This is a genomic window from Moorena sp. SIO1F2 (assembly GCF_010672755.1).
In the GTDB taxonomy this organism is placed as follows: domain Bacteria; phylum Cyanobacteriota; class Cyanobacteriia; order Cyanobacteriales; family Coleofasciculaceae; genus Moorena.
The window spans coordinates 1-19,360 of the sequence record NZ_JAAHFV010000023.1 but is presented as its reverse complement, the minus strand read 5'-3'; the positions used below and the strand labels follow the sequence as shown (position 1 = coordinate 19,360).

15 protein-coding genes and 1 riboswitch are annotated in these 19,360 nt (G+C 43.1%); of the genes, 6 read left to right on the top strand and 9 right to left on the bottom strand.

Annotated elements, in window-relative coordinates; genetic code table 11:
* Nucleotides 1-31: 31 nt before the first annotated feature.
* Nucleotides 32-367 carry a DUF4870 domain-containing protein gene (locus F6J94_RS05100; protein ID WP_293037609.1) on the bottom strand — a complete coding sequence of 112 codons (336 nt, stop codon included), beginning with the start codon at nt 365-367 and terminating at the stop codon, nt 32-34.
* Between the two features lie 434 nt (nt 368-801).
* Between F6J94_RS05100 and F6J94_RS05095 the strand changes: the two genes are divergently transcribed.
* On the top strand, nt 802-2,406 hold the full coding sequence (locus F6J94_RS05095) for a glycosyltransferase family 39 protein (protein WP_293037606.1): 1,605 nt from the start codon (nt 802-804) through the stop codon (nt 2,404-2,406).
* Nucleotides 2,407-2,474: 68 nt separating this feature from the next.
* Here the strand turns inward: F6J94_RS05095 and F6J94_RS05090 are convergent, their stop codons facing one another.
* Complete coding sequence (locus F6J94_RS05090) at nt 2,475-4,130, bottom strand: glycosyltransferase family 39 protein (RefSeq protein ID WP_293037603.1); 1,656 nt, start codon at nt 4,128-4,130, stop codon at nt 2,475-2,477.
* Nucleotides 4,131-4,424: 294 nt separating this feature from the next.
* Here F6J94_RS05090 and F6J94_RS05085 point away from each other — a divergent pair, with 294 nt between their 5' ends.
* A complete protein-coding gene (locus F6J94_RS05085) occupies nt 4,425-6,068 on the top strand; it encodes a hypothetical protein (RefSeq protein WP_367142165.1) in 1,644 nt (547 codons plus the stop codon).
* 1,110 nt (nt 6,069-7,178) lie between these two features.
* On the opposite strand, the gene F6J94_RS05080 is transcribed toward F6J94_RS05085, so the two are convergent.
* From F6J94_RS05080 to F6J94_RS05070, 3 genes are all read right to left on the bottom strand, one after another.
* Nucleotides 7,179-9,473 carry a polysaccharide biosynthesis tyrosine autokinase gene (locus F6J94_RS05080; protein ID WP_293037597.1) on the bottom strand — a complete coding sequence of 765 codons (2,295 nt, stop codon included), beginning with the start codon at nt 9,471-9,473 and terminating at the stop codon, nt 7,179-7,181.
* A gap of 778 nt (nt 9,474-10,251) precedes the next feature.
* On the bottom strand, nt 10,252-11,025 hold the full coding sequence (gene hisA / locus F6J94_RS05075; protein WP_293026019.1) for a 1-(5-phosphoribosyl)-5-[(5-phosphoribosylamino)methylideneamino]imidazole-4-carboxamide isomerase: 774 nt from the start codon (nt 11,023-11,025) through the stop codon (nt 10,252-10,254).
* Nucleotides 11,026-11,195: 170 nt separating this feature from the next.
* Nucleotides 11,196-12,887 carry a transglutaminase family protein gene (locus tag F6J94_RS05070; protein ID WP_293037593.1) on the bottom strand — a complete coding sequence of 564 codons (1,692 nt, stop codon included), beginning with the start codon at nt 12,885-12,887 and terminating at the stop codon, nt 11,196-11,198.
* Nucleotides 12,888-13,112: 225 nt separating this feature from the next.
* Between F6J94_RS05070 and F6J94_RS05065 the strand changes: the two genes are divergently transcribed.
* Genes F6J94_RS05065 through F6J94_RS05055 form a run of 3 tightly spaced genes read left to right on the top strand, consistent with a single transcriptional unit; the run spans nt 13,113 to nt 15,649 of the window.
* Nucleotides 13,113-13,934, top strand: coding sequence for a DUF928 domain-containing protein (locus F6J94_RS05065; RefSeq protein ID WP_293037590.1), 822 nt, complete (start codon nt 13,113-13,115; stop codon nt 13,932-13,934).
* Between the two features lie 45 nt (nt 13,935-13,979).
* On the top strand, nt 13,980-14,405 hold the full coding sequence (locus F6J94_RS05060; RefSeq protein ID WP_293037587.1) for a DUF2358 domain-containing protein: 426 nt from the start codon (nt 13,980-13,982) through the stop codon (nt 14,403-14,405).
* Nucleotides 14,406-14,458: 53 nt separating this feature from the next.
* Nucleotides 14,459-15,649 (top strand): TRC40/GET3/ArsA family transport-energizing ATPase, encoded by a 1,191-nt coding sequence (locus F6J94_RS05055; protein ID WP_293037584.1) that lies wholly within the window; start codon nt 14,459-14,461, stop codon nt 15,647-15,649.
* 41 nt (nt 15,650-15,690) lie between these two features.
* Here F6J94_RS05055 and F6J94_RS05050 read toward each other — a convergent pair whose 3' ends face one another.
* Both F6J94_RS05050 and F6J94_RS05045 read right to left on the bottom strand, forming a co-directional pair.
* Entirely contained in the window at nt 15,691-16,113 is a 423-nt protein-coding gene (locus tag F6J94_RS05050; RefSeq protein ID WP_293037581.1) for a hypothetical protein, read from the bottom strand.
* A gap of 371 nt (nt 16,114-16,484) precedes the next feature.
* Complete coding sequence (locus F6J94_RS05045; RefSeq protein WP_293037578.1) at nt 16,485-16,658, bottom strand: DUF4278 domain-containing protein; 174 nt, start codon at nt 16,656-16,658, stop codon at nt 16,485-16,487.
* A gap of 35 nt (nt 16,659-16,693) precedes the next feature.
* A riboswitch (Glutamine riboswitch) is annotated at nt 16,694-16,778 on the bottom strand.
* 140 nt (nt 16,779-16,918) lie between these two features.
* Between F6J94_RS05045 and smpB the strand changes: the two genes are divergently transcribed.
* Nucleotides 16,919-17,386 carry an SsrA-binding protein SmpB gene (gene smpB / locus F6J94_RS05040; RefSeq protein WP_293037576.1) on the top strand — a complete coding sequence of 156 codons (468 nt, stop codon included), beginning with the start codon at nt 16,919-16,921 and terminating at the stop codon, nt 17,384-17,386.
* Here smpB and F6J94_RS05035 read toward each other — a convergent pair.
* Nucleotides 17,373-17,543 carry a hypothetical protein gene (locus F6J94_RS05035; RefSeq protein ID WP_293037574.1) on the bottom strand — a complete coding sequence of 57 codons (171 nt, stop codon included), beginning with the start codon at nt 17,541-17,543 and terminating at the stop codon, nt 17,373-17,375. The genes smpB and F6J94_RS05035 overlap by 14 nt on opposite strands.
* Nucleotides 17,544-17,614: 71 nt before the next feature.
* On the bottom strand, nt 17,615-18,997 hold the full coding sequence (locus F6J94_RS05030) for an IctB family putative bicarbonate transporter (RefSeq protein ID WP_293037572.1): 1,383 nt from the start codon (nt 18,995-18,997) through the stop codon (nt 17,615-17,617).
* Nucleotides 18,998-19,360 lie beyond the last annotated feature (363 nt).

Sequence of the window (19,360 nt, the reverse complement as noted above, 5' to 3'; positions counted from 1 at the left end):
CCAAACGTTGTATCAATTATGCCATGGCATGTCAAAGCACCCGAAAAATATACGGGTAGCGATAGGGCTGATTAGGATTTTCCAGCACCTTGACTAAGGCAATTATGGACATAATTAGACTAACAAGCCCTAATATAATTAGCAGCGGAATCCCAATAATCACCACAGTCAGTATCAAACAAATCACCCCATATATATAAAGGCAAATGTGAAAATTCAGAGCTTCTTTGGCATTTTCTTTGACCACTGAGTCTTCGGTGACCAAAAAAATAACTATCGGGATGGCAATAGAGACCACCAAAGAGCTAAAAAATATTGAGCCATGACATAACAGTGATAAAAGCTTTCGTTGATCCATGTCATTCATCCAATAAATCCTCCCATGCTTCCCCAGGGTTACCTTTATGGATTTTCTCTTCCATAATACAGGTAAGTTGGTAGAGTTGATTGAACGGAACGAATTTATGTAAAGATATGTAAGGGACTAATCAATACGATGGCTAAGCCGGTGTCGTTGGCTGATAATCTTTCTAACTAAGGCAGAACTACCAGTCGTCATATCCCGCCTTTGGTATTGCCTTCACTGGTCCCTTCCCTAAATTCCGAGTTTCAGTCTTAAATCACGATTCGGCTACGGTTTGAAAGTGCTGGCCATGAATTTAGTCTTGCCATACTGCTGCTGAGGGGTAAGCTTTACCATTTGGTGTTGCCTGAAACGGCTAACTTAATTTTCCCAACGCTTATCCAATCCTTAACCTCTGCTCAAAGGCCACCAATTAATAACCCCTACCCCGATAATTCATGGGAAATCATATAAAATTTAATCGACCTACATCTGCTCAATTGTCTAAGTATTTAATTCTTATTATCTTACTCCTGGGGATAGTTTTTCGATTAGTCAATATTGACAAAAAAGTCTATTGGATTGATGAAGCCTATACATCCTTGCGAATTTCTGGCTATACCAAAGCAGAAATTATCCAAGACATTGATGGTCGTCAAATTAATGTTAAAGATTTACAGCAGTATCAGCGTCCTAATGATAACAAAGATGTAGGTGACACGATCCAAGGGTTAGCGTTACATGAACCACAACATTCACCGTTATATTTTGTGATGGCTCACTTTTGGGCAAAATTGTTCGGTTATTCCGTTACGGTGATGAGAAGTTTACCAGCCTTGATTAGTCTTTTGACTTTGCCGTGCATTTATTGGCTTTGTTTGGAGTTGTTCGAGTCTCCCCTAACGGGATGGATTGCGATCGCATTGCTGTGTGTCTCTCCATTCCATGTGTTGTATGCCCAGGAAGCTAGACAATATAGCTTGTGGACATTGACCACATTGCTTTCCAGCATAGCCTTGCTGAGGGCGATGCGTCTTAGCACACTGATCAGTTGGGTAATCTATGCCATAACAGTTTCTCTAAATCTCTACAGCTATTTGCTTTCTGGATTAGTTTTTATTGGACATGGTATCTATGTTATTTGTATAGAAAAATTTCGTTTTAGTAAACAAGTCGTTAGGTATGGATTAGCTTCGCTTTTCGGCATTATTGCCTTTTTACCTTGGCTCAGATTGGTAATTGAAAACGGTATTGAATTGGGGGATTGGGCGGATAAAGAGACTCCACTCGGTAAACTGATCACCCGCTGGCTTATCAATCTGAGTTCTGTGTTTTTCGATATCCAGATTGGCTATAACAATCCCTTATTTGATGTGCGGTCAGGTCGAGACCTAAAGTTTAGCTACGACCATTTCCTCATTTATTTCGATATCCTTATTTTAATTATCGTCGGCTATTCTATTTATTTTATATTTCGTCATAGTCAGCAGCGGGTTTGGTTATTTATCTTGACCATGATCGCCGTTGTTGGGATGTTTCCTATTGCTCAGGATTTAATTTTAGGAGGACAGCGTTCCAGCATGGCGCGCTATTTCATTCCTTCTTACTTGGGTATACAACTTGCTGTTGCTTACCTCCTTGCTAAAAAAATTAATCCCCTTAATGGTCAGACAATAAAACAACAACAACTATGGCGATTAGTTGCTATTACAGTTATTTCAGCAGGTGTGCTCTCTTGTGCCATTAGTTCTCAAGCAGAAACTTGGTGGCATAAATACAGTAACTATTACACGCCTGAGGAAGCTCATATTATTAATGAAGCCAATCGTCCCTTGGTGATTAGTAGTGATATCATGCGATTAGTGTCTCTCAGTTATTTACTTGAGCCCAACGTGACCTTACAGTTAATCAAAACTAAGGATTCTCCTAAAGTTTTTTCCAGTTTCAGTGACGTCTTCTTATATAGACCTTCTCCAAAACTTCGACAAAAATTTGAAGAGGAGTCACCCTATGACGTTAAACCAGCTCATAAACGCAAGCATCTCTGGAAGCTAGTGCAGTGAAACCAAAAGTCAAAAGGTCAAACCCACTTCACCAATGACCAATCACTCATGACTAATGACTAATCCATCTAATCATTTTTTTTCCACAACAGAACTTTTCGTTTTTTAAAGCCAATATTTCCTTCGTATATCAGGTTAAATTTATAGTTACTATGATTTTCAATACTTGGGCGTAGCCATGATGGTGATGGAATATTTTCCAATACAAAAACATCACTAAAGTTACCTGATATTTTTGGTAATTTATCTTCAGGTATTTCTGAAACATTTTTAATTTTTTTGATGAGTTGTAATTGAACCTTTGGGTCAAGCTTATGGCTCAGGGATAGAATTCGATTGTGAGTACTATCGCTCAGTACAAGGGGAGCAGGAGACTGATTAATAATATTAGCAACGTCTGCATTATAGTAGTCGCTGTACTTCGTCCACCAGGTTTCAGCTTGGACAATCAGCACACCAGATAGCACACCACAAGAGACTAATATAACTGTAGTCAATCGCCATAAACGTTTTTGCCAAATACCAATCGAAAACTTAGTTAGTTTGGTGGAGAGTAAATAGGAAATAGTTAGTTGAATCCCGATGTAACTTGGGAGTTGATATCGAGCAATCGTTGAGCGCATGCCTCCTGAAATCACATCTGGTAGCACTAGGGGTAGACTAGTAAATCCCATCAGGAGCAAAACAAATAGCCAAACCTGTTTTGGAGTATAGCGACAGAGAAAATATAGCCCATAAATCACTAGCCCCACAATTGGTAGGACTAGGTAAGTTCTCGGCTGGGTGTAGCTAAAGGTTAGGTCAAACGGGTACTCCTTGCCTAGGGGTACATCAAAAAAGCCGTAGAGTAGATTCTTCAGCCAATATCGACCCAGATCCAGGGGTGGTAATTCTTTAATGACCCATCCCCATTCCTTGCTAGCTCTAGGTTCGTTTTCCAAGAAAACAGCTAACCAAGGTGAAAATATCAACAGTGCTGCTGTGACCGCTGAGATGTAAGCAATTACCCGTTGACGCCCTTGCCAACCTGCGATGATCAGGACATAAATGCCGTGACCTAGGATAATGGGTGCTGAAAATAAATGAGAGTAGAAGGATAGCGCTACAGAAAGTGCATAAATGCACCAACTCACCCTACTGTTGACTCGCATCGCTCGTAACAGGGAAGCACTCGATAGCAAGATACTCACAGTCCACAGACTATATTCCCGAACTTCCTGGGCATACAAAATATGGATCGGTGAAACAGCGAATAGCGACACGGCAAGCCATGGGGTCAATGATGCTCCAAATAGTTCTAAGCACAACCAGTACAGGCAGGGTAATCCCAGCAAGCTAATTAGAGCAGGTAAAGTGCGCTTGAGTGCTAGGGAACTACCAAGCCATTGTTCCCAGAATCGGGCTAATATATAGTAAACTGGCGGGTGTTGTGGCGCTTCTTCCCCTATAATTCGTAAGGTATTGGCGAGGCTACGGTCAGAATTAGGGGTCTGGTATTTTTGTAATTCTGTAGCGCTAATCACTTCACCAGTGTAGATATCCCCGATAATTTCTTCCGCTGAATAGCCAGCAATTCTAGAGGAGCTGAAAGTTTCATCCCCCCAGTAGACTTTGCTGTCGAGATTGGCTAAGCGAAAGACTATACCTAAGAGCAGTAGGGTAATGCATAATAGTCGCAAGGGAGGTTGAGGTAATTTCCCTAGCTGTAATCGTTTGGTTTCCATCACACAAAAAAGTACACCGAAAAGTATACAGGAAAGTAGAAAGGTAATTGATTCGTCTTCGTTTAATTTAGATATTGTACTTGAACGCTTTTTATTGACCGTTTCCTGATTACTGTTAACGATAATATTTCACTGTTAACAATAATACTTAATCTATAAACTTACCGATAACCGTCACTCCATTATCCCATTTTAAGTGTCTCTACCCAAACACAAAAAAGTATGAATCCCCCAGCCTCGAATGCCCCTAAAAACCAAGTAATATTTTGGTTTAGCTTGAGCCTAGCATTTGCTATGCTTTACAGCCTGATCGCCCTGGATGAAGCATTTAGTAATCAATACATTGTACAAGATGATGCCAGACAGCATGTATTTTGGATGCAACGGTTTTTTGATCCCAGCTTATTTCCCGATGATCTGATTGCCAATTACTTCCAATCTGTAGCACCTGCTGGCTATACTACCCTCTATCGGCTGATAGCATTTGTTGGGATTAATCCCCTCTTATTGAATAAACTACTACCGATGGTACTAGGGTTGATTACCACTAGTTACTGTTTCGGGCTTTGTCTACAAATGCTGCCGATCCCAGCTGCAGGATTTATCGCGTCTTTGCTTCTAAATCAAACCCTATGGATGCTCGATGATTTAGTATCAGCAACCCCTAGGGCTTTTATTTATCCCCTGCTGTTAGCATTTTTGTACTACCTATCACGGCGCTCATTGATCCCCTGTCTCGTAGTGATCACCCTCCAGGGTTTATTTTATCCTCAGTGCGTTTTCCTGTGTTGTGGGGTTCTGGTGCTGAAACTGTTGCGTTGGCGAGAGGGTAAAATCAGACTATCCTCCCAGAAGAATGACTATTGGTTTTGTGCAGCTGGGTTAGGTATGGCATTCATTGTCCTGTTGCCCTATGCTTTGACCACTTCTGACTATGGTCCAATTATCAGCGCACAGCAAGCCAAAACCATGCCAGAATTCCAACCAGGAGGGCGAGTTGCCTTTTTCGATCACAACCCATGGCATTTCTGGTTGGAAGATGCTCGCAGTGGTATATTTCCCCGAAGAAAGCGTTTACCCATAGCTGTCTGTGCTGGTTTACTATTGCCTATCCTGCTAAGATTTCCCTCATGGCTACCGTTAGTGAAGAAAGTCAAAGGGGAAACGGTACTCCTGACTCAACTGGCCCTGGTATCCCTTGGCATGTTCATTATGGCTCATGCTGTCCTGTTCCGACTGCATCTACCCAGCCGTTACAGTAAGCATAGTCTGCGAATTGTGCTAGTCTTAGCTGCTGCGATCGCTATAACTCTATTACTCGATGCTATTATTCAAGCTTGCCAGAGGCTAGCCTTTCCTCCAATTCCAGGGAAACCAGTGTTGGGACGAGCGATCGTTACACTCGTAGGAATAGCTCTAATCTTGTCTCCTCTTGGTTTCCATAATTTCCCCAAAACTAACTATGAGGTTGGGAGGAAACATGGCCTCTATGAATTCTTTGCTAAACAACCAAAGGATATCTTGATTGCCTCACTATCAAAGGAAGCCGATTTCTTGCCAACGTTTTCTGGACGGTCAGTCTTAGTCAGTAGAGAATACGGTATTCCCTATCATACTAACTATTATAACCAATTTCGCAACAGAGCGATTGATTTAATTCAAGCCCAGTACAGTCCAAACTTAGCTGAATCCAAACAATTTATTAGGCAGTACAACATTGATTTTTGGTTGTTAGATAAAACAGCATTTAATCCACAATATATAACTAAAAATCGCTGGATTATGCAGTATCAACCAGTAGCAGCAGAAGCTCAAGCTCGACTCAAACAAGCCATTGTTCCGGCAATTGTTAACGTTATCGATTCCTGTTCTGTTTTCGAGACAGATAAGATTGTCGTTTTGGATACCGAATGTATTGCGATTACCGGTAAGAGGTAAATAGGTAAGCCCAAATCAAGCTGGCAGCTATGTAAATATATGTAAATAAATCTATCTAAACATGCTGGCTCAAGGGAATAGATTGAATTTCTAGATGTTTTACAAAACTTGACATCAGTCGGTTCCATTAGTCGGTTGAATCATGCCTACCTATTTAATGGGTAATGGATAATTTGGCAAACCCTAGCAATTTACGTGATCCCAGCCCTGAACGCTACTCGGTATGACACTAACTATTGGTTTTCATCATCACTTTAAGAAGCGATCGCATCCCCTTCTTGACCCAATCAATCGAACCCAAAAAACAAAACTATATTAATTAGGGGGTCAAACCCCTCAACTTATCTGAAACGACTGGGTTCAAGATTTTAATTAGATGCCCTAAATTGTTGTTAAAGTCCATTCTTCCATTGTAGCAGGCATTACCAAATTCAGCCATCAAACCCTACCTATCCCAGGGCTAAACCATTGCTCTGTATCTAATACAGGAAAAGGAAGACAAGGTGGACTTGGAAGAAAGACAAAATAACCAAACAAAATCATCCCCCTATATCCTTGCTCTGTCTCTCCCCTTACTCTAAAACAAACTAAAACAAATACCTAAGCCCTGGTTGAATACCACAAGCCACTCCAAAGCAATTTGGACAGGGTTGGATATCACTATCAAGACTGAGACAGGAAGTATCTCAGTTTTACTACTAACGTTTACACCACAGGGCGTAAACGCTGCTTGGCGATCAAAACACTACCTCTAATTTTGAACTATGAAACCCTGTGTCAATCAGCATTTAGGTGCCCATGTATTCTGGAATCCTTATCAGCCTCATCAACCATTAACACTCTTTTCTAAAACTGCTCACCCTTTACCGGATAAACGTTTTTATCGTAAGGGTAAACGGTTACGCTTAACTGTCCAGGTTTCCCTAGTCGTTTTAACACTAACCTTAATGCTATCAAGGGTGATGCTAGTCCTGTTAACATACGTATTTTCATTCCCAGCTACTGAGCACTAACTATAATGGTTAATGGTTAGTGGTTAATGGTCAATTAACCATTAACCATTAAAAAAAAGCAATCAACCATATTAAAAGTTATTAACTGGACTTCATATCATCTCATGTTCTGATCTAGAAGCTTTTTCACCTTCATGGTTGCTGAATCGGTTGTATAGTAGTCCTGATGGTGATAATAGGAGCTAGTTGCGTAGTTCTCAACATCATTAGCAACAATACCTAAAAGATTAGTCCTAGAGGTTTTGAGTTCATCCAACGCTTGCATTAGAAATGAGCGGTCAGTCTTGTTTAATCTGCCTACGAAGACCATACCATCCGTGTTAGCTGCTAGAAGGCGGCTATCGGCAAGTCCGATCACGGGAGGTGTATCATAAATAACTAAATCAAAAACAGCATTAAAATGCTCCATCAAAGTTCCCATCTTTGGCGCAGATAGTAACCGAATCGGATCATGTGCTGGGGAACCAGCAGTTAGCACATGAAGATGATCCCACAGGGGCACTTGCTGGATGGCTCGGTTAGCTTTGATCCCCTTACTAAGGACGTCACTCAAACCAAGTTGATTGTTCAAACCAAAAATTTTATGTACCCGGGGACGGCGCAGATCTGTATCCACCAGTAGCACCCGCCGACCCATAGCAGCAGCCACTATAGCTAGGTGGACAGCAACGGTAGATTTACCGTCTGCTGGTCTAGCTGAGCTAATCACAATAGATTGGATTGGCTGATCCCAGCCCAGTAAGCCGATATTGCGATGGAGGAACCGGAACGCCTCTAAAAAGGGAGAAGCTTGCTGCAGTTTTGGCGTTGAGTTATTTTTCTGATTCTTAGGGAAGTTTGGAACAAAAGGTATACCTTTGCGGCTTGTTGATGACTTGGTTGGCTTAAGTGCTGGATGGTAAGGAATAACACCAAGAAGAGGCAATTGGGTGCGATGTTTAAGTTCGTCGGGAGAGTGGAACACATGGTCTAAGCGCTCCATCAACCACCCTGTTCCTGCACCCAGTAATATACCTGCGATCGCTCCCAAAATAATTTGAAGTTCCTGATGTTGCGGAATCGGATATTGAGGCTGTTTGGGTTTGAGAATAAGTTCCCAAGAATAAGGCTGGAAGCTTTCCTTAAGCTCCAACAGAGTATCTAATCGTTGGGTTGTCTCTTTAAGTTTATGCCGTAAACTGGTGTACTTTGGATCTATCGCCAACATCTGTTTCATGTCTTGCTCAAGACTTTCTTCTTCCTCAGCAAGAGCTTGTTGTCGTGCTTGCAAAACTGATATTTGGATGCTCTGATCTACCAGTTTTTGAGTTAGCTGCTGGTGAATTGAATTGGGTGATATCTTAGGAACATCTGTATCTGTAAGTTTAATCCCTAGTACCTGTTCAGCTTCAGAGCGTACCAGGGATAAGAAATTATACTGTTGCTGCTTGAGGGTCTTGATGGTGGGACTGTCTGGAGTATAGCGGCTTGACTCGATAGCAATCTCAGCCTCAACCTGTTCTAGGTGGTTGAGCATCTTTTGGTAGTAGGGGTTTTCGGCCAAAGTCACTTGAGCCAAAGCTAACTCCGAAGCACGAGAGTCCTTGACCTGATTTGATGACAGTCCTAGCTTTTGAGAAATGATCTGGTAAAAGGACTGAGCTTCCTTAAGCTGGATGTGAGTATCTAATTGCTGTTGCTTAATCTGGCTAATCTGAGTTGAAAGCTGCTGTTTTTGATTATCATAGTCAATTAACTTGTACCCTAGCTCCAACTTCAGCAGTTCTTCCTGCAGTCTGTCTACCTCTTGGCGAACTTGAGGCAACTCTCTATTTGCTAGCTCAAGGTCCTTGTGATGGTAACTTGCTTCTTGTTGGCGGGAGTACTTGATATAATTATCGGCAAGCTGGTTTAAAACAAAGTGAACTTTTTGAGGATCGCTATCACGGTAGCGGACTTCTAAGACACTAGTTCCTTCAATGTGTTTGATCCTCAGGTGATTATTCTTGACTAAAGACTTGTAGCTAGTTTTTCCATAGCGCTTGTTTATTTCCTCAATCACGGGAGTGATCAGTTTATGACTACGCAGTACCAGCATTTGGGTTTGATAAGCCAAGCTCTCAAAACCTGGTGTCGATTGATTTTCATCATCCTGTGCTGTCAGAGGCTCCAGACGCAGTCGGAACTTGCCTTCGTACAGAGGTTTCTGATTAGAAGTCCATACAAAAATACTAGCTGTGATCGTAATTGCTACACCAGCAGCCGCTAAAAAGCGACGCCGTATGATCGTCCAAATCTCCTCTAGCTTACGCCCATCCTGATAGTATTTTGAGTTTCTAGTGTGGTAGATGACGGGCTGTGAGTGGAAATATTTACCATTCCCCTGTGGGAAAAGCTCTGATTTATTGCCCATCTCTATATGTGCCTTTTTATTTATTGGTTTAAGTTATGTTCAAGAGTAACTGAACCTATGGCTAATCGCTCCCCTATCATATCCTTCAGTATTTGCCACTAACCATCAGCTCTGTAGTTAGTTTGTGTTAACAAACTAGTATTTGACACTAGAACTGGAAAATTTTACGCAAAACTTATCAAATATCCGGATAAAATGAAGGAATGGTTAAGTTAGGGGAATCGTGTTTGCTGGTACCAAGTTAAATTCATAGGTAGCACTATCGTAAGGATTCAGCCTACCGCTGTCAGCTATCAGCTATAAACTATCAACTAGCAGCCGCTTTCACTGCACGGGATCAGATCAGCAAAACGAGCAGGAATTTTCAACCAGCGGTACCAGCCCGTAACCTTGTTGACTACCTCCCGTTGATTAGCTGACGGCTGACCACTGATAGCACCTCAAGTAGCACCTCAAGTAGCGCATATGCTTGCGGTAGCACTATCTACCTATCTCCCCATTAGCTTGTCCTCCTGCCTAGCTAAATAACACTTCAAGAAGGCAATTTAGTTTAGTAGTATGGTCTTGAATTTAAGTTATAAATATAAAAAGGAAAAGGTCAATGGTTGGAATTCCTTGCCCTTTACCCCTTTACTAAACTTTTAAAGTTTAATCAGGAAGCAATTAGACAAATGATTATCTTAAAATAAATTGCCCCTGACAATGAAAAACTGATCATGGGGTATTTGGCTCGAATCAGATCAATTTTCCATTTTTCCATTTTTCCATTGACGACTCCTCAAGCAAAGCTAGAAAACCCCATATCTAGAGGGATATCTTGTAACCTTCCAGGACCGACTGCTTGAATAGCTTCTTTCAGAGACATATCTCCGGTGTAAAGCGCACGACCAACAATTACACCCCTAACCCCTAGAGGTTCGAGAGTCAGTAGACTCAATAGATCAGTGATTGAACTGACACCCCCAGAGGCAATCACGGGGATGGAGATATGACTTGCTAGTTCTCTTAGAGCGTCTAGGTTTGGTCCAGACAGAGTTCCATCCCGGTGAATGTCGGTGTAAATAATCGTAGTTACTCCCAGCTGAGTCATTTGCTCAGCTAGGTCAATAGCTGCAATTTCTGAGGTTTCTAACCAACCGTGAGTGGCCACCCATCCCTGACGAGCATCAATACCAACTACAATCTTCCCTGGGAATTCAGTGCAAAGCTGTTCCACTAGGGAAGGGTCTTCCACCGCTGCCGTCCCTATAATGACTCTATCGACGCCTAGAGTCAACAGTTGAGTGACTCCGGAGCGGGAGCGTAATCCACCACCGACTTGCACTGGCACAGGTACCGCCTGCACAATTGCTTCGATTGCTTTAGTGTTCACTGGCTTACCCAGTTTTGCACCATCCAAATCAACGACATGCAGCCTTGATGCACCTTGTTCAACCCATTGTTTCGCTACCTCGACTGGGTTATCGTTAAATATTTGCGCACGTTGGTAGTCTCCCTGGACTAACCGCACACATTTTTCTTCAAGTAAGTCTATAGCTGGAATAACATCCATGACTAAATTTCCCCCTAACCTATACTGAACTACGGCACACCAATCCCAGCAGGTATGGTGTAGGCTTCTGACATCACGGGGGTAGCCCAAGTCTAGGAGTTACGTCCTCGATTTGGTCTTAGATCCCCTGCAAGCCACTTCTTTCTGGCTACCCTTGCCAGTAGTAGTCGTTATTGTTCGATTGAAGCACTACCACTGGGCAATTCTGCCAGAATCTTAAACCGCACATGATTAATGGCTAACTCACCAATAGAAATATCTTCCTTTTTCACAGGCACCCCTTGGCTCTTCAGGATTTCAAACTTAATTCCTTTACCGATCTCTATATGGTACCAGGCAAGACCCATCAAAAACCGAGTGGGATAAGGACCCCCTTCAACCGTATCATCAGCACTCGATTCCATCGGTAGCCAGCCGATTCCTGGGATATAAAATTCCATCCAAACATGATTAAAATCTGGTACCAAAGGAATACCGATTTGGTCAGGATGGGGAGGGCATTTGTAACGACCAACAGTGCGGCAGGCAATACCATTAAGGCGTCCCAAAGCTAGCAATACTCCCAAATACTCCCCGCAAGACCCCACACCCCGTCGTAGCACAATGTCTGGAGTATCTATTTTAGGGGTCACGTGGTAGGAAAGTTTGTCGTAGACATAATTGCGAATACTGTAGACTTGCCGCAACAGATTCGTTTCGCTACCAATTGCTTCTTTAGCCGAACGGCGGATGATTTCTGTATCCATGGCTAACTTGTCATCATCAACCAAATAACGGTTCTGAAATTCTGGCGCTAACTCAGGCAACCCCTCCATATCCCGTGGTGTCAGGCGGTACTTGATACTCCAAACTTCTAGGAGTGCCTTCCAACCAAAGATATGGCGTTCCCCTGGCTTGAGGTTGTCAAACTTAAAGACGGCAACTTGCTGACCATCTTGAACGTCTATAGTAAAGGGTATACCTACGGGTTCGACTTTTGAGACCTTTTGTCGGTCAGTTTCCGATGGCAAGGCAATTCGCCATTCCAAATCATTCAACTCGATATCCTTGAGGGGATCAAGTTCCTCCACGTAGGACATTTCGATTAAATAGCCATTGGAGAGTGCGTAGCGACCTTCCGGATTGTAGGTAAAGTGTAACGGATGAATAAAAGTGCGATCGCGATACTGCAATTCATAATTAGGATCAGCGTTAGGGTTATCCCGGATGTAAGCCTCCTCAGTTGCATAAGCAACATAGAGGGTATCGTCTCCCGTCTGGGGGTCAGAACAAAACGCTAAGCCAGTAGGATTTTCAAAGGGGGTGAGTACACTGAACTGAATTTCGCCAGTTGCTCGATCAAGACAGTAAACTGTCTGTTCTTGGTCATCCGATACCCACAGTTCTTCATCGCGGATTGTTATATGTTCAATGCCAACTCCGGGAGAACGCAACCGGGTAATCTCATGACCTGTATTGCTGCTATAAATAATAATATATCCAACTTTTTTACAGGTAACATAAACAGTTGAATCTTTAACAGCGATTCCGTTAGCGGTGTAAGGCAAATCAACAAAGTGTTGTAGGTTTAAATTATCATTTATCTGGCAAAAATATACACTAGATTGTAGTGTTAACCATAGGGTTTCTCCTGCCAGGGCTAAACCAGTCACACCGACCAAATCCGAGTCCCGTTCTGGATTCAAAATTGTTGTGTTATCCGTGAAGGGATCAATTTGTAGGAGATAACCCTTAATCGAGTCGATAGCAATTATTTTTTCTTTCCAAAATGCTATCCCTTGCAAGGAAGATGCTCCAATTGGTCGGATAGTTTTGTCTAATTTTTGTCGCTCTTTAAAAAATGAAGCTGAATTCAGAATCATGAGGAAATCAGATGAAGAACAGATAAAGATTTCGACAAGATTATAAGCTTATAGTGGCGATGTCTCAAATACCTGAAGTTATTGTTAAAATGATGCAGGTAAGGTCTGAAAACCTGATCCTCTTAGAGGGGTTACGGGTTCCTCCAAGGGCTGTTGTTCTGCCATACTTGTTACTTATCCTGCTTACTTAAGAGAAACTTGGCTCTACCAGGGAATAGTTTTATCATGGCTTGGTTAACACGTTCATCAAAATTTACGCTCTTAATGGTTGCTTTGGCTTTTACTCTGGCAGTCAATCTTCCAGCCCAGGTACAAGCTCAGGCGAGTTTTTCCCTAGGGAGGGAACTGATTGAGAAGATACCGAACCACTGGGAATTATCTGAATATAATCCACCTTCAGACGAGGAAAACGATGGTACACCCTCGGATCTCGGACGTCCTGGAGGAACTAGGGGTCCCGGCTGCGTGAAACCAAACCTCAAAAATCCTCCTGTAGCGTTGGTTCCCAGTTCTACGATGGGAACAACGGTTGCTGAATACCCCACTTTCTCTTGGTATATGCCCTCTATCGAATCAGCATTAGGGCTATCTTTAAAGTTTGTGCTGAAAGATGCCGATGGAAAGGAGCTTTACTCAGTCAAGTATCCCTTACCCGATACGGTATATCCTGGAATTAGGAGTATAACGCTTCCTCCCTTTGTGAACCTACCTCCGTTAGAAGTTAATCAGAAGTATGACTGGCAGGTAGGATTGATTGATTCCCTGTGCCCCTTTAACAATATCTATATTGATGGTCGAGTCAAGCGAGTTGAAGAAGATCCAAACCTAGCGCAAAGTCTAAAGCAAGCAACCCCCCAACAGCGTGTTGTGATCTACGTAAATGATCGACTTTGGTACGAAACATTAACGACTCTGGTAGAGTTGCGAAGGCAGAGCCCCAATGACGAGAACTTGGCAGAAGCTTGGCACAAACTGCTGATTTCCGTCGGGTTAGATCCAATTGCCAAAAAACCCTTGTTTGAACAAGCCAGTAGGACTAACAAATAAATAACGAAATATATTAGGTTATTAATACCTGTATGAATACAACGTATGAATACAAATCGGTATAATAACACTCAAGACCCTGAAGAACAAGAGATTCTCAGTCCTATAGCCCAAATTCTCCAACAAGACTATCAAAGGTTCCCAGCTGACCAAACTTATAGCATCTACGCCTCAGACGTCTATTTTAAAGACCCCCTCAACCAGTTTCGCGGGCTTGAGCGTTACAAACAAATGATTGCCTTTATCAATCGCTGGTTCCTTGAGCCCCATCTAGATTTGCAACACATTTCCCAGTCAGGAGATACAATTAAAACCCGCTGGACTCTGAGCTGGACTACGCCATTACCCTGGAAACCTCGAATTACTATTCCTGGCTGGAGCGAGTTAAAGCTGAATCCTGAGGGATTAATTGTTTCTCATATAGATTATTGGGACTGTTCACGCCTGGACGTAATTAAGCAGCTTTTGTAGAGTAATGTAAAGTAAATAAATGTAAACTTTTCTCAGAACAGCTGGAGCATACCATGCGCGTAATTTTGATGACCGGTAAGGGAGGAGTAGGAAAAACCTCTGTAGCCGCTGCTACCGGCTTGCGTTGTGCCGAGTTAGGCTACAAAACTCTAGTTCTGAGTACTGACCCAGCTCACTCCCTAGCAGATAGTTTCGATATTGAACTCAGTCACGAACCCCGATTAGTCCGTCCCAACCTTTGGGGAGCAGAACTTGACGCTCTGATGGAATTGGAAGGAAACTGGGGAGCGGTTAAGCGTTACATTACCCAAGTGCTGCAAGCTAGGGGCTTAGATGGGGTACAGGCAGAAGAATTAGCCGTTCTTCCTGGTATGGATGAAATTTTCGGTCTCGTCCGCATGAAACGCCACTACGATGAAGACGAGTACGATGTTCTGGTTATTGATTCAGCTCCCACTGGTACTGCGCTACGGTTACTGAGCTTACCAGAAGTAAGTGGCTGGTATATGCGCCGTTTTTATAAGCCACTACAAACTATGTCAGTTGCTCTGAGACCTTTGGTGGAACCATTATTCAAACCCATTGCTGGCTTTTCTTTACCAGATAAAGAGGTCATGGATGCTCCTTATGAGTTTTATGAACAAATTGAAGCCCTAGAGAAGGTACTCACTGACAACCAACAAACATCAGTGCGTCTGGTGACTAATCCTGAGAGAATGGTGATTAAGGAGTCTTTACGAGCTCATGCTTACTTAAGCCTATACAACGTTGCCACTGATCTAGTTGTTGCCAATCGGATCATTCCTGACCAAGTAACTGACCCATTTTTCCAACGCTGGAAAGAAAATCAGCAACAGTACCGCCAGGAAATTCACGACAATTTCCGCCCTTTACCCATTAAAGAAGTTCCCCTCTATTCCCAAGAGATGTGCGGTATTGAGGCGTTGGAGCGTCTCAAAGAAACTCTCTATGGTTCAGAAGATCCCACTCAAGTGTATTACCAAGAAAACACCATTAGAGTAATACAGCATAAAAATGAGTACAGCCTAGAACTCTATCTACCTGGTATACCCAAAGACAAAATACAGCTTACTCAAACAGGAGATGAATTGAATGTTCGCATTGGTAACCATCGGCGCAATTTAGTCCTCCCCCAAGCTTTAGCAGCCCTAAAACCTTCAGGAGCCAAGATGGAAGAGGATTATCTAAAAATCAAATTTACCACTGGTGCAGTTAAGATTTGATCATGCCTTGTAGAATGGGAGTCAATCTACAAAGCACTGAATTAACCCTTTTTTAGATCCTGAGCCATTTTGAGGAAAGGATCCAGGCTGGAGTCAGGGCGACGGCGTTGAGAGCTTACCTGACCGTTTTGTCCTGATGTAGCTCCAGACTCGGATGTAGCTCCAGACTGGGAAGCAGGCTCAGACGTGGCCATAGGTGTCTGATTTTGGGAAAGGGTGACTTTATCCGTAGCAGAGATCTGCTCTACCACTTCACCCCTTAAAACAGCAGTTTTGGTCTTGGGATAGGATTTCTTGACCTTAACGCTGCTGCGCATGTAGTCAATGTTTCCCATTGTTTTGGCTTCATCTGTGTCCAAGAAATACTCTTTGGACTGGTTAGCTTTTATAGACTGTGCCATATCCTGGCGGTCCTCATCAACGTACTTGGTCTGAGAGTTGAACAAATTGCCAAAGAGTCCCATAGTTAATTTTTCCTGCCTCTAGGTAGTCGATTGTTACTTTATATTAAATATAATAAATATTTATATCATAAAATCTGCAAAAACTGATATCAACACAAAAAAAACCTCAGCCACTAACAGAGAATATCCTCTGTTAGTGGCTGAGGGAATTAGTTAGGGTGCATCTAGTACTTCTGTATCCAGCTGGGTTGTAATCCAATCAGGAAGCAAAATTAAATATGGGGTGGAACCCCGCACTGGTTCAAAGCGGTAGGGAACGCGCACCAAGAGAGTAATTGCTGATAGGGCACATGCCTAGGGCATATCGCCACCACTGGCTATAAGTTTAGAGACACCTTATTTGTAGGCTAGAATACTTAGTTAATATTTAGTTAATAGGAAACGCCACGATATTTGAGGTTGACTTTGTGTTGCACAAGTGGTAACGGATGGGCACTACCCAATCGGTAATTTAGTCCCCGGTACTTGCCAATCAAGTCAACTGCTGTGGTGGAAACTTCGCAAGGATGGTATTGGTAGCTAACACCGCGATAAAAAAGTTTCATCGTCTTCGCCTCATAATGTCAGTGTAGTGATAAGAGGCGCGTTCCTTCAGGATTTATCCTTACTTCCGTCTATCCATGAAACTTGATCACCCATGTTCAAGTCATGAACAGATGAACGATTTGTAATTTATGTATCTATTGTAACCGTTTCGCCGGTAAATCTCAATATCTTCATAAAAGTTAATAGTTTCCCGTCGTCGCCAGTTCTAACCTCAGGCGCTAGAGTGAGATAACTGCAAGCGTCTGGGAGTGGCAAGACGATGAGTGATAAAGGTGAAAGTTATAAACTTATTAGTGATAATCGACAAGCTCGTTTCCGCTACGAAATTTTAGAGACTTACGAGGCCGGGATTGAGTTAAAGGGAACGGAGGTCAAGTCTATCCGAGTTGGCAAGGTCAACTTGCGGGATGGCTATGGGTTGATTCGTGGTGGGGAAGCGTGGCTGCTCAATGTCCATATCTCTCCGTACCAAAATATCAACGAATATTTTAATCATGACCCCCGTCGCAACCGAAAACTACTGCTGCACCGTAAAGAAATCAATAAGCTTACTGGTAAATTAGAACAGCAAGGTTTAACCCTTGTCCCCTTAAAGATTTATTTGAAGCGCGGCTTAGTTAAAGTCAGCATTGGTTTAGGCAGAGGGAAAAAGCTCCATGATAAGCGCGAGACGATCAAGAGGCGTCAGGATCAGCGAGATATGGCACGGGCTATCAAACGTTATTGAAGGTTGTTGCCCTTTGGCTTTCGGTGAAGGGTAGATTGGTAGGTTGGAGGGTTGTTCGCCTTTGGCGTTCCCGTAGGGCAGGTTGGAGGTTGTTCGCCTTTGGCGTTCCCGTAGGGCAGGTTGGAGGTTGGAGGGTTGAAAGTTGTTTGTTTAGCACAAAACTAGCAACCTTCAACCTTGGTAACTTGGTAACTTGTAACCTGCAACCTTCAAAGCAACCTGCAAATTTTAAACTTTTGAGGACTCAGAATTGGGATTGACATAGAAACTGGCAATAATGGCGACGACTAGCCACCATAGGGTCTGTACTTGAGGACGGTACCAAACGGTATCTACCAGACCATGGGCGAGCATTCCTGACATGGTAGCAATGGCTCCCATCAGCCAAAATCCCTGACGGTTAGCTAAATTTCTCAGACGACTCAGTTGTTGCATACCTTGGTTGATAGTGACCATTAGCAACCACAAGAAACATAACATCCCGATCAAACCCATTTCTACGGCAGTTTCTAAGAAAATGGAATAGGCACTGAGGGCGGTATATTTCGGGCGTTGGAAAAGGGGATAGATTTTGTTGAAGGCGTTGTTCCCTGGACCAATGCCAATGATGGGTCGGTCACGAATCATGTCCACCACAGCAGACCAAACATTCATGCGGAAGTTGTTACTACTATCTTCCCGACCAACAAAAATACTAGCAATGCGATCGCGTATAGCTGGAACAAACATGACTGCGAGAAGCATCACCCCAGCACAACTGCTTAATAGCGCTGGCATTGCCCAAGGGCGTAATTTAGGGGGCAACTGTACACTGTACCAATACACCAGCAGGATCAAGAAGACGAAAATACAAACAACAAAACCAATCCATCCACCCCGACTAAAGGTTAGCACTAGACAAACTGAATTCACGACCACCATCGTCAGTGCTAAGGCTTTGGGGAGCAAACCCTGCCAGACAAATACTGCTGCCAAACTCAATGCTACTGCTGGGATCAGATAACCAGCTAGTAAATTCGGGTTGCCCAGATAACTATAGACCCGCGTCAGTTTTGCTGCTGCTGAAGTGGGGTCTACCCAGGTAGCTAATGCTTCAGCCCCAAAAAACCACTGCCGCAAGCCGTAAATACTGACAATGAGTGATATATGGAGAAACAGGGTAATAATCCAGCTACGAAGCCGACCGGAACGCAATACCCTTGCCATCAGGGCAAAAAACAACAAATAAAGGGTTAATTTCACCAAACCACTACAGGCAGCACCTTTCACCGGAGAGAGTGCGGTGGCTATAGTGGCAACACTCCAGTAGAAGAAAACTAACAGATGAATGGGGCTTACCTTGGGCTTTCCTGTATCATCAGATAGGGTTAGCAATACCCAGAACCCTGCACTTGCAATTAACAAGATGCCTACTAGAGCATTGGACACAAAAGGAGCTAAACTGAACACCAGAGCAACTATCATCGCTCCTATTGCGTCAGACCACTGTAGGAGCAAGCTACTCTGACGCCAAGCATCTAGGAGTCCCACCAGGCGATACAAATAGCTAGTGCCTCGCCACCGATACAGCTGTAAATTTGAGAGAGTAAACTTAGCCCATGCTGAATTCATTGTCTATTTTTTATTTGAACCCACCCTATCTATAATCTTTGATTTTAGATCAGGATTCATTCACCAAATACTAAAAAACTTTTCGACGCTTCCCGAAAAGCTGGTGTTCTCAGGGGGTCTTTAGCACTTTTGCTATCGACCACTTCACAAAGACTAAGCAAAATTAAACAATTTATTAACTGAGCAACCCTGATCAGCCGTTAGTCTTCTACTTATGAGTTTTTTTGAGAAATACGAGTCCGACCAGAGGAAAAAGGGCGGCAGGTGTCAGTCGCTAACACTCCCATGGCTTGAAAGGCTACCAGGGTGGAGAACATTACACAAGCTTCTGCACCACCAGTGACAGCATAACGGGCTTGACCA

Excerpts from the sequence above, each read along its gene's own strand:
- F6J94_RS05085 (WP_367142165.1), top strand. The coding sequence starts at position 4,425 with ATGCTTTACAGCCTGATCGCCCTGGATGAAGCATTTAGTAATCAATAC.
- F6J94_RS05100 (WP_293037609.1), bottom strand. The coding sequence starts at position 367 with ATGAATGACATGGATCAACGAAAGCTTTTATCACTGTTATGTCATGGC.
- F6J94_RS05095 (WP_293037606.1), top strand. The coding sequence starts at position 802 with ATGGGAAATCATATAAAATTTAATCGACCTACATCTGCTCAATTGTCT.
- F6J94_RS05090 (WP_293037603.1), bottom strand. The coding sequence starts at position 4,130 with ATGGAAACCAAACGATTACAGCTAGGGAAATTACCTCAACCTCCCTTG.
- F6J94_RS05060 (WP_293037587.1), top strand. The coding sequence starts at position 13,980 with ATGAATACAAATCGGTATAATAACACTCAAGACCCTGAAGAACAAGAG.
- F6J94_RS05045 (WP_293037578.1), bottom strand. The coding sequence starts at position 16,658 with ATGAAACTTTTTTATCGCGGTGTTAGCTACCAATACCATCCTTGCGAA.
- F6J94_RS05055 (WP_293037584.1), top strand. The coding sequence starts at position 14,459 with ATGCGCGTAATTTTGATGACCGGTAAGGGAGGAGTAGGAAAAACCTCT.
- F6J94_RS05070 (WP_293037593.1), bottom strand. The coding sequence starts at position 12,887 with ATGATTCTGAATTCAGCTTCATTTTTTAAAGAGCGACAAAAATTAGAC.
- F6J94_RS05030 (WP_293037572.1), bottom strand. The coding sequence starts at position 18,997 with ATGAATTCAGCATGGGCTAAGTTTACTCTCTCAAATTTACAGCTGTAT.
- F6J94_RS05050 (WP_293037581.1), bottom strand. The coding sequence starts at position 16,113 with ATGGGACTCTTTGGCAATTTGTTCAACTCTCAGACCAAGTACGTTGAT.
- hisA (WP_293026019.1), bottom strand. The coding sequence starts at position 11,025 with ATGGATGTTATTCCAGCTATAGACTTACTTGAAGAAAAATGTGTGCGG.
- smpB (WP_293037576.1), top strand. The coding sequence starts at position 16,919 with ATGAGTGATAAAGGTGAAAGTTATAAACTTATTAGTGATAATCGACAA.
- F6J94_RS05065 (WP_293037590.1), top strand. The coding sequence starts at position 13,113 with ATGGCTTGGTTAACACGTTCATCAAAATTTACGCTCTTAATGGTTGCT.
- F6J94_RS05080 (WP_293037597.1), bottom strand. The coding sequence starts at position 9,473 with ATGGGCAATAAATCAGAGCTTTTCCCACAGGGGAATGGTAAATATTTC.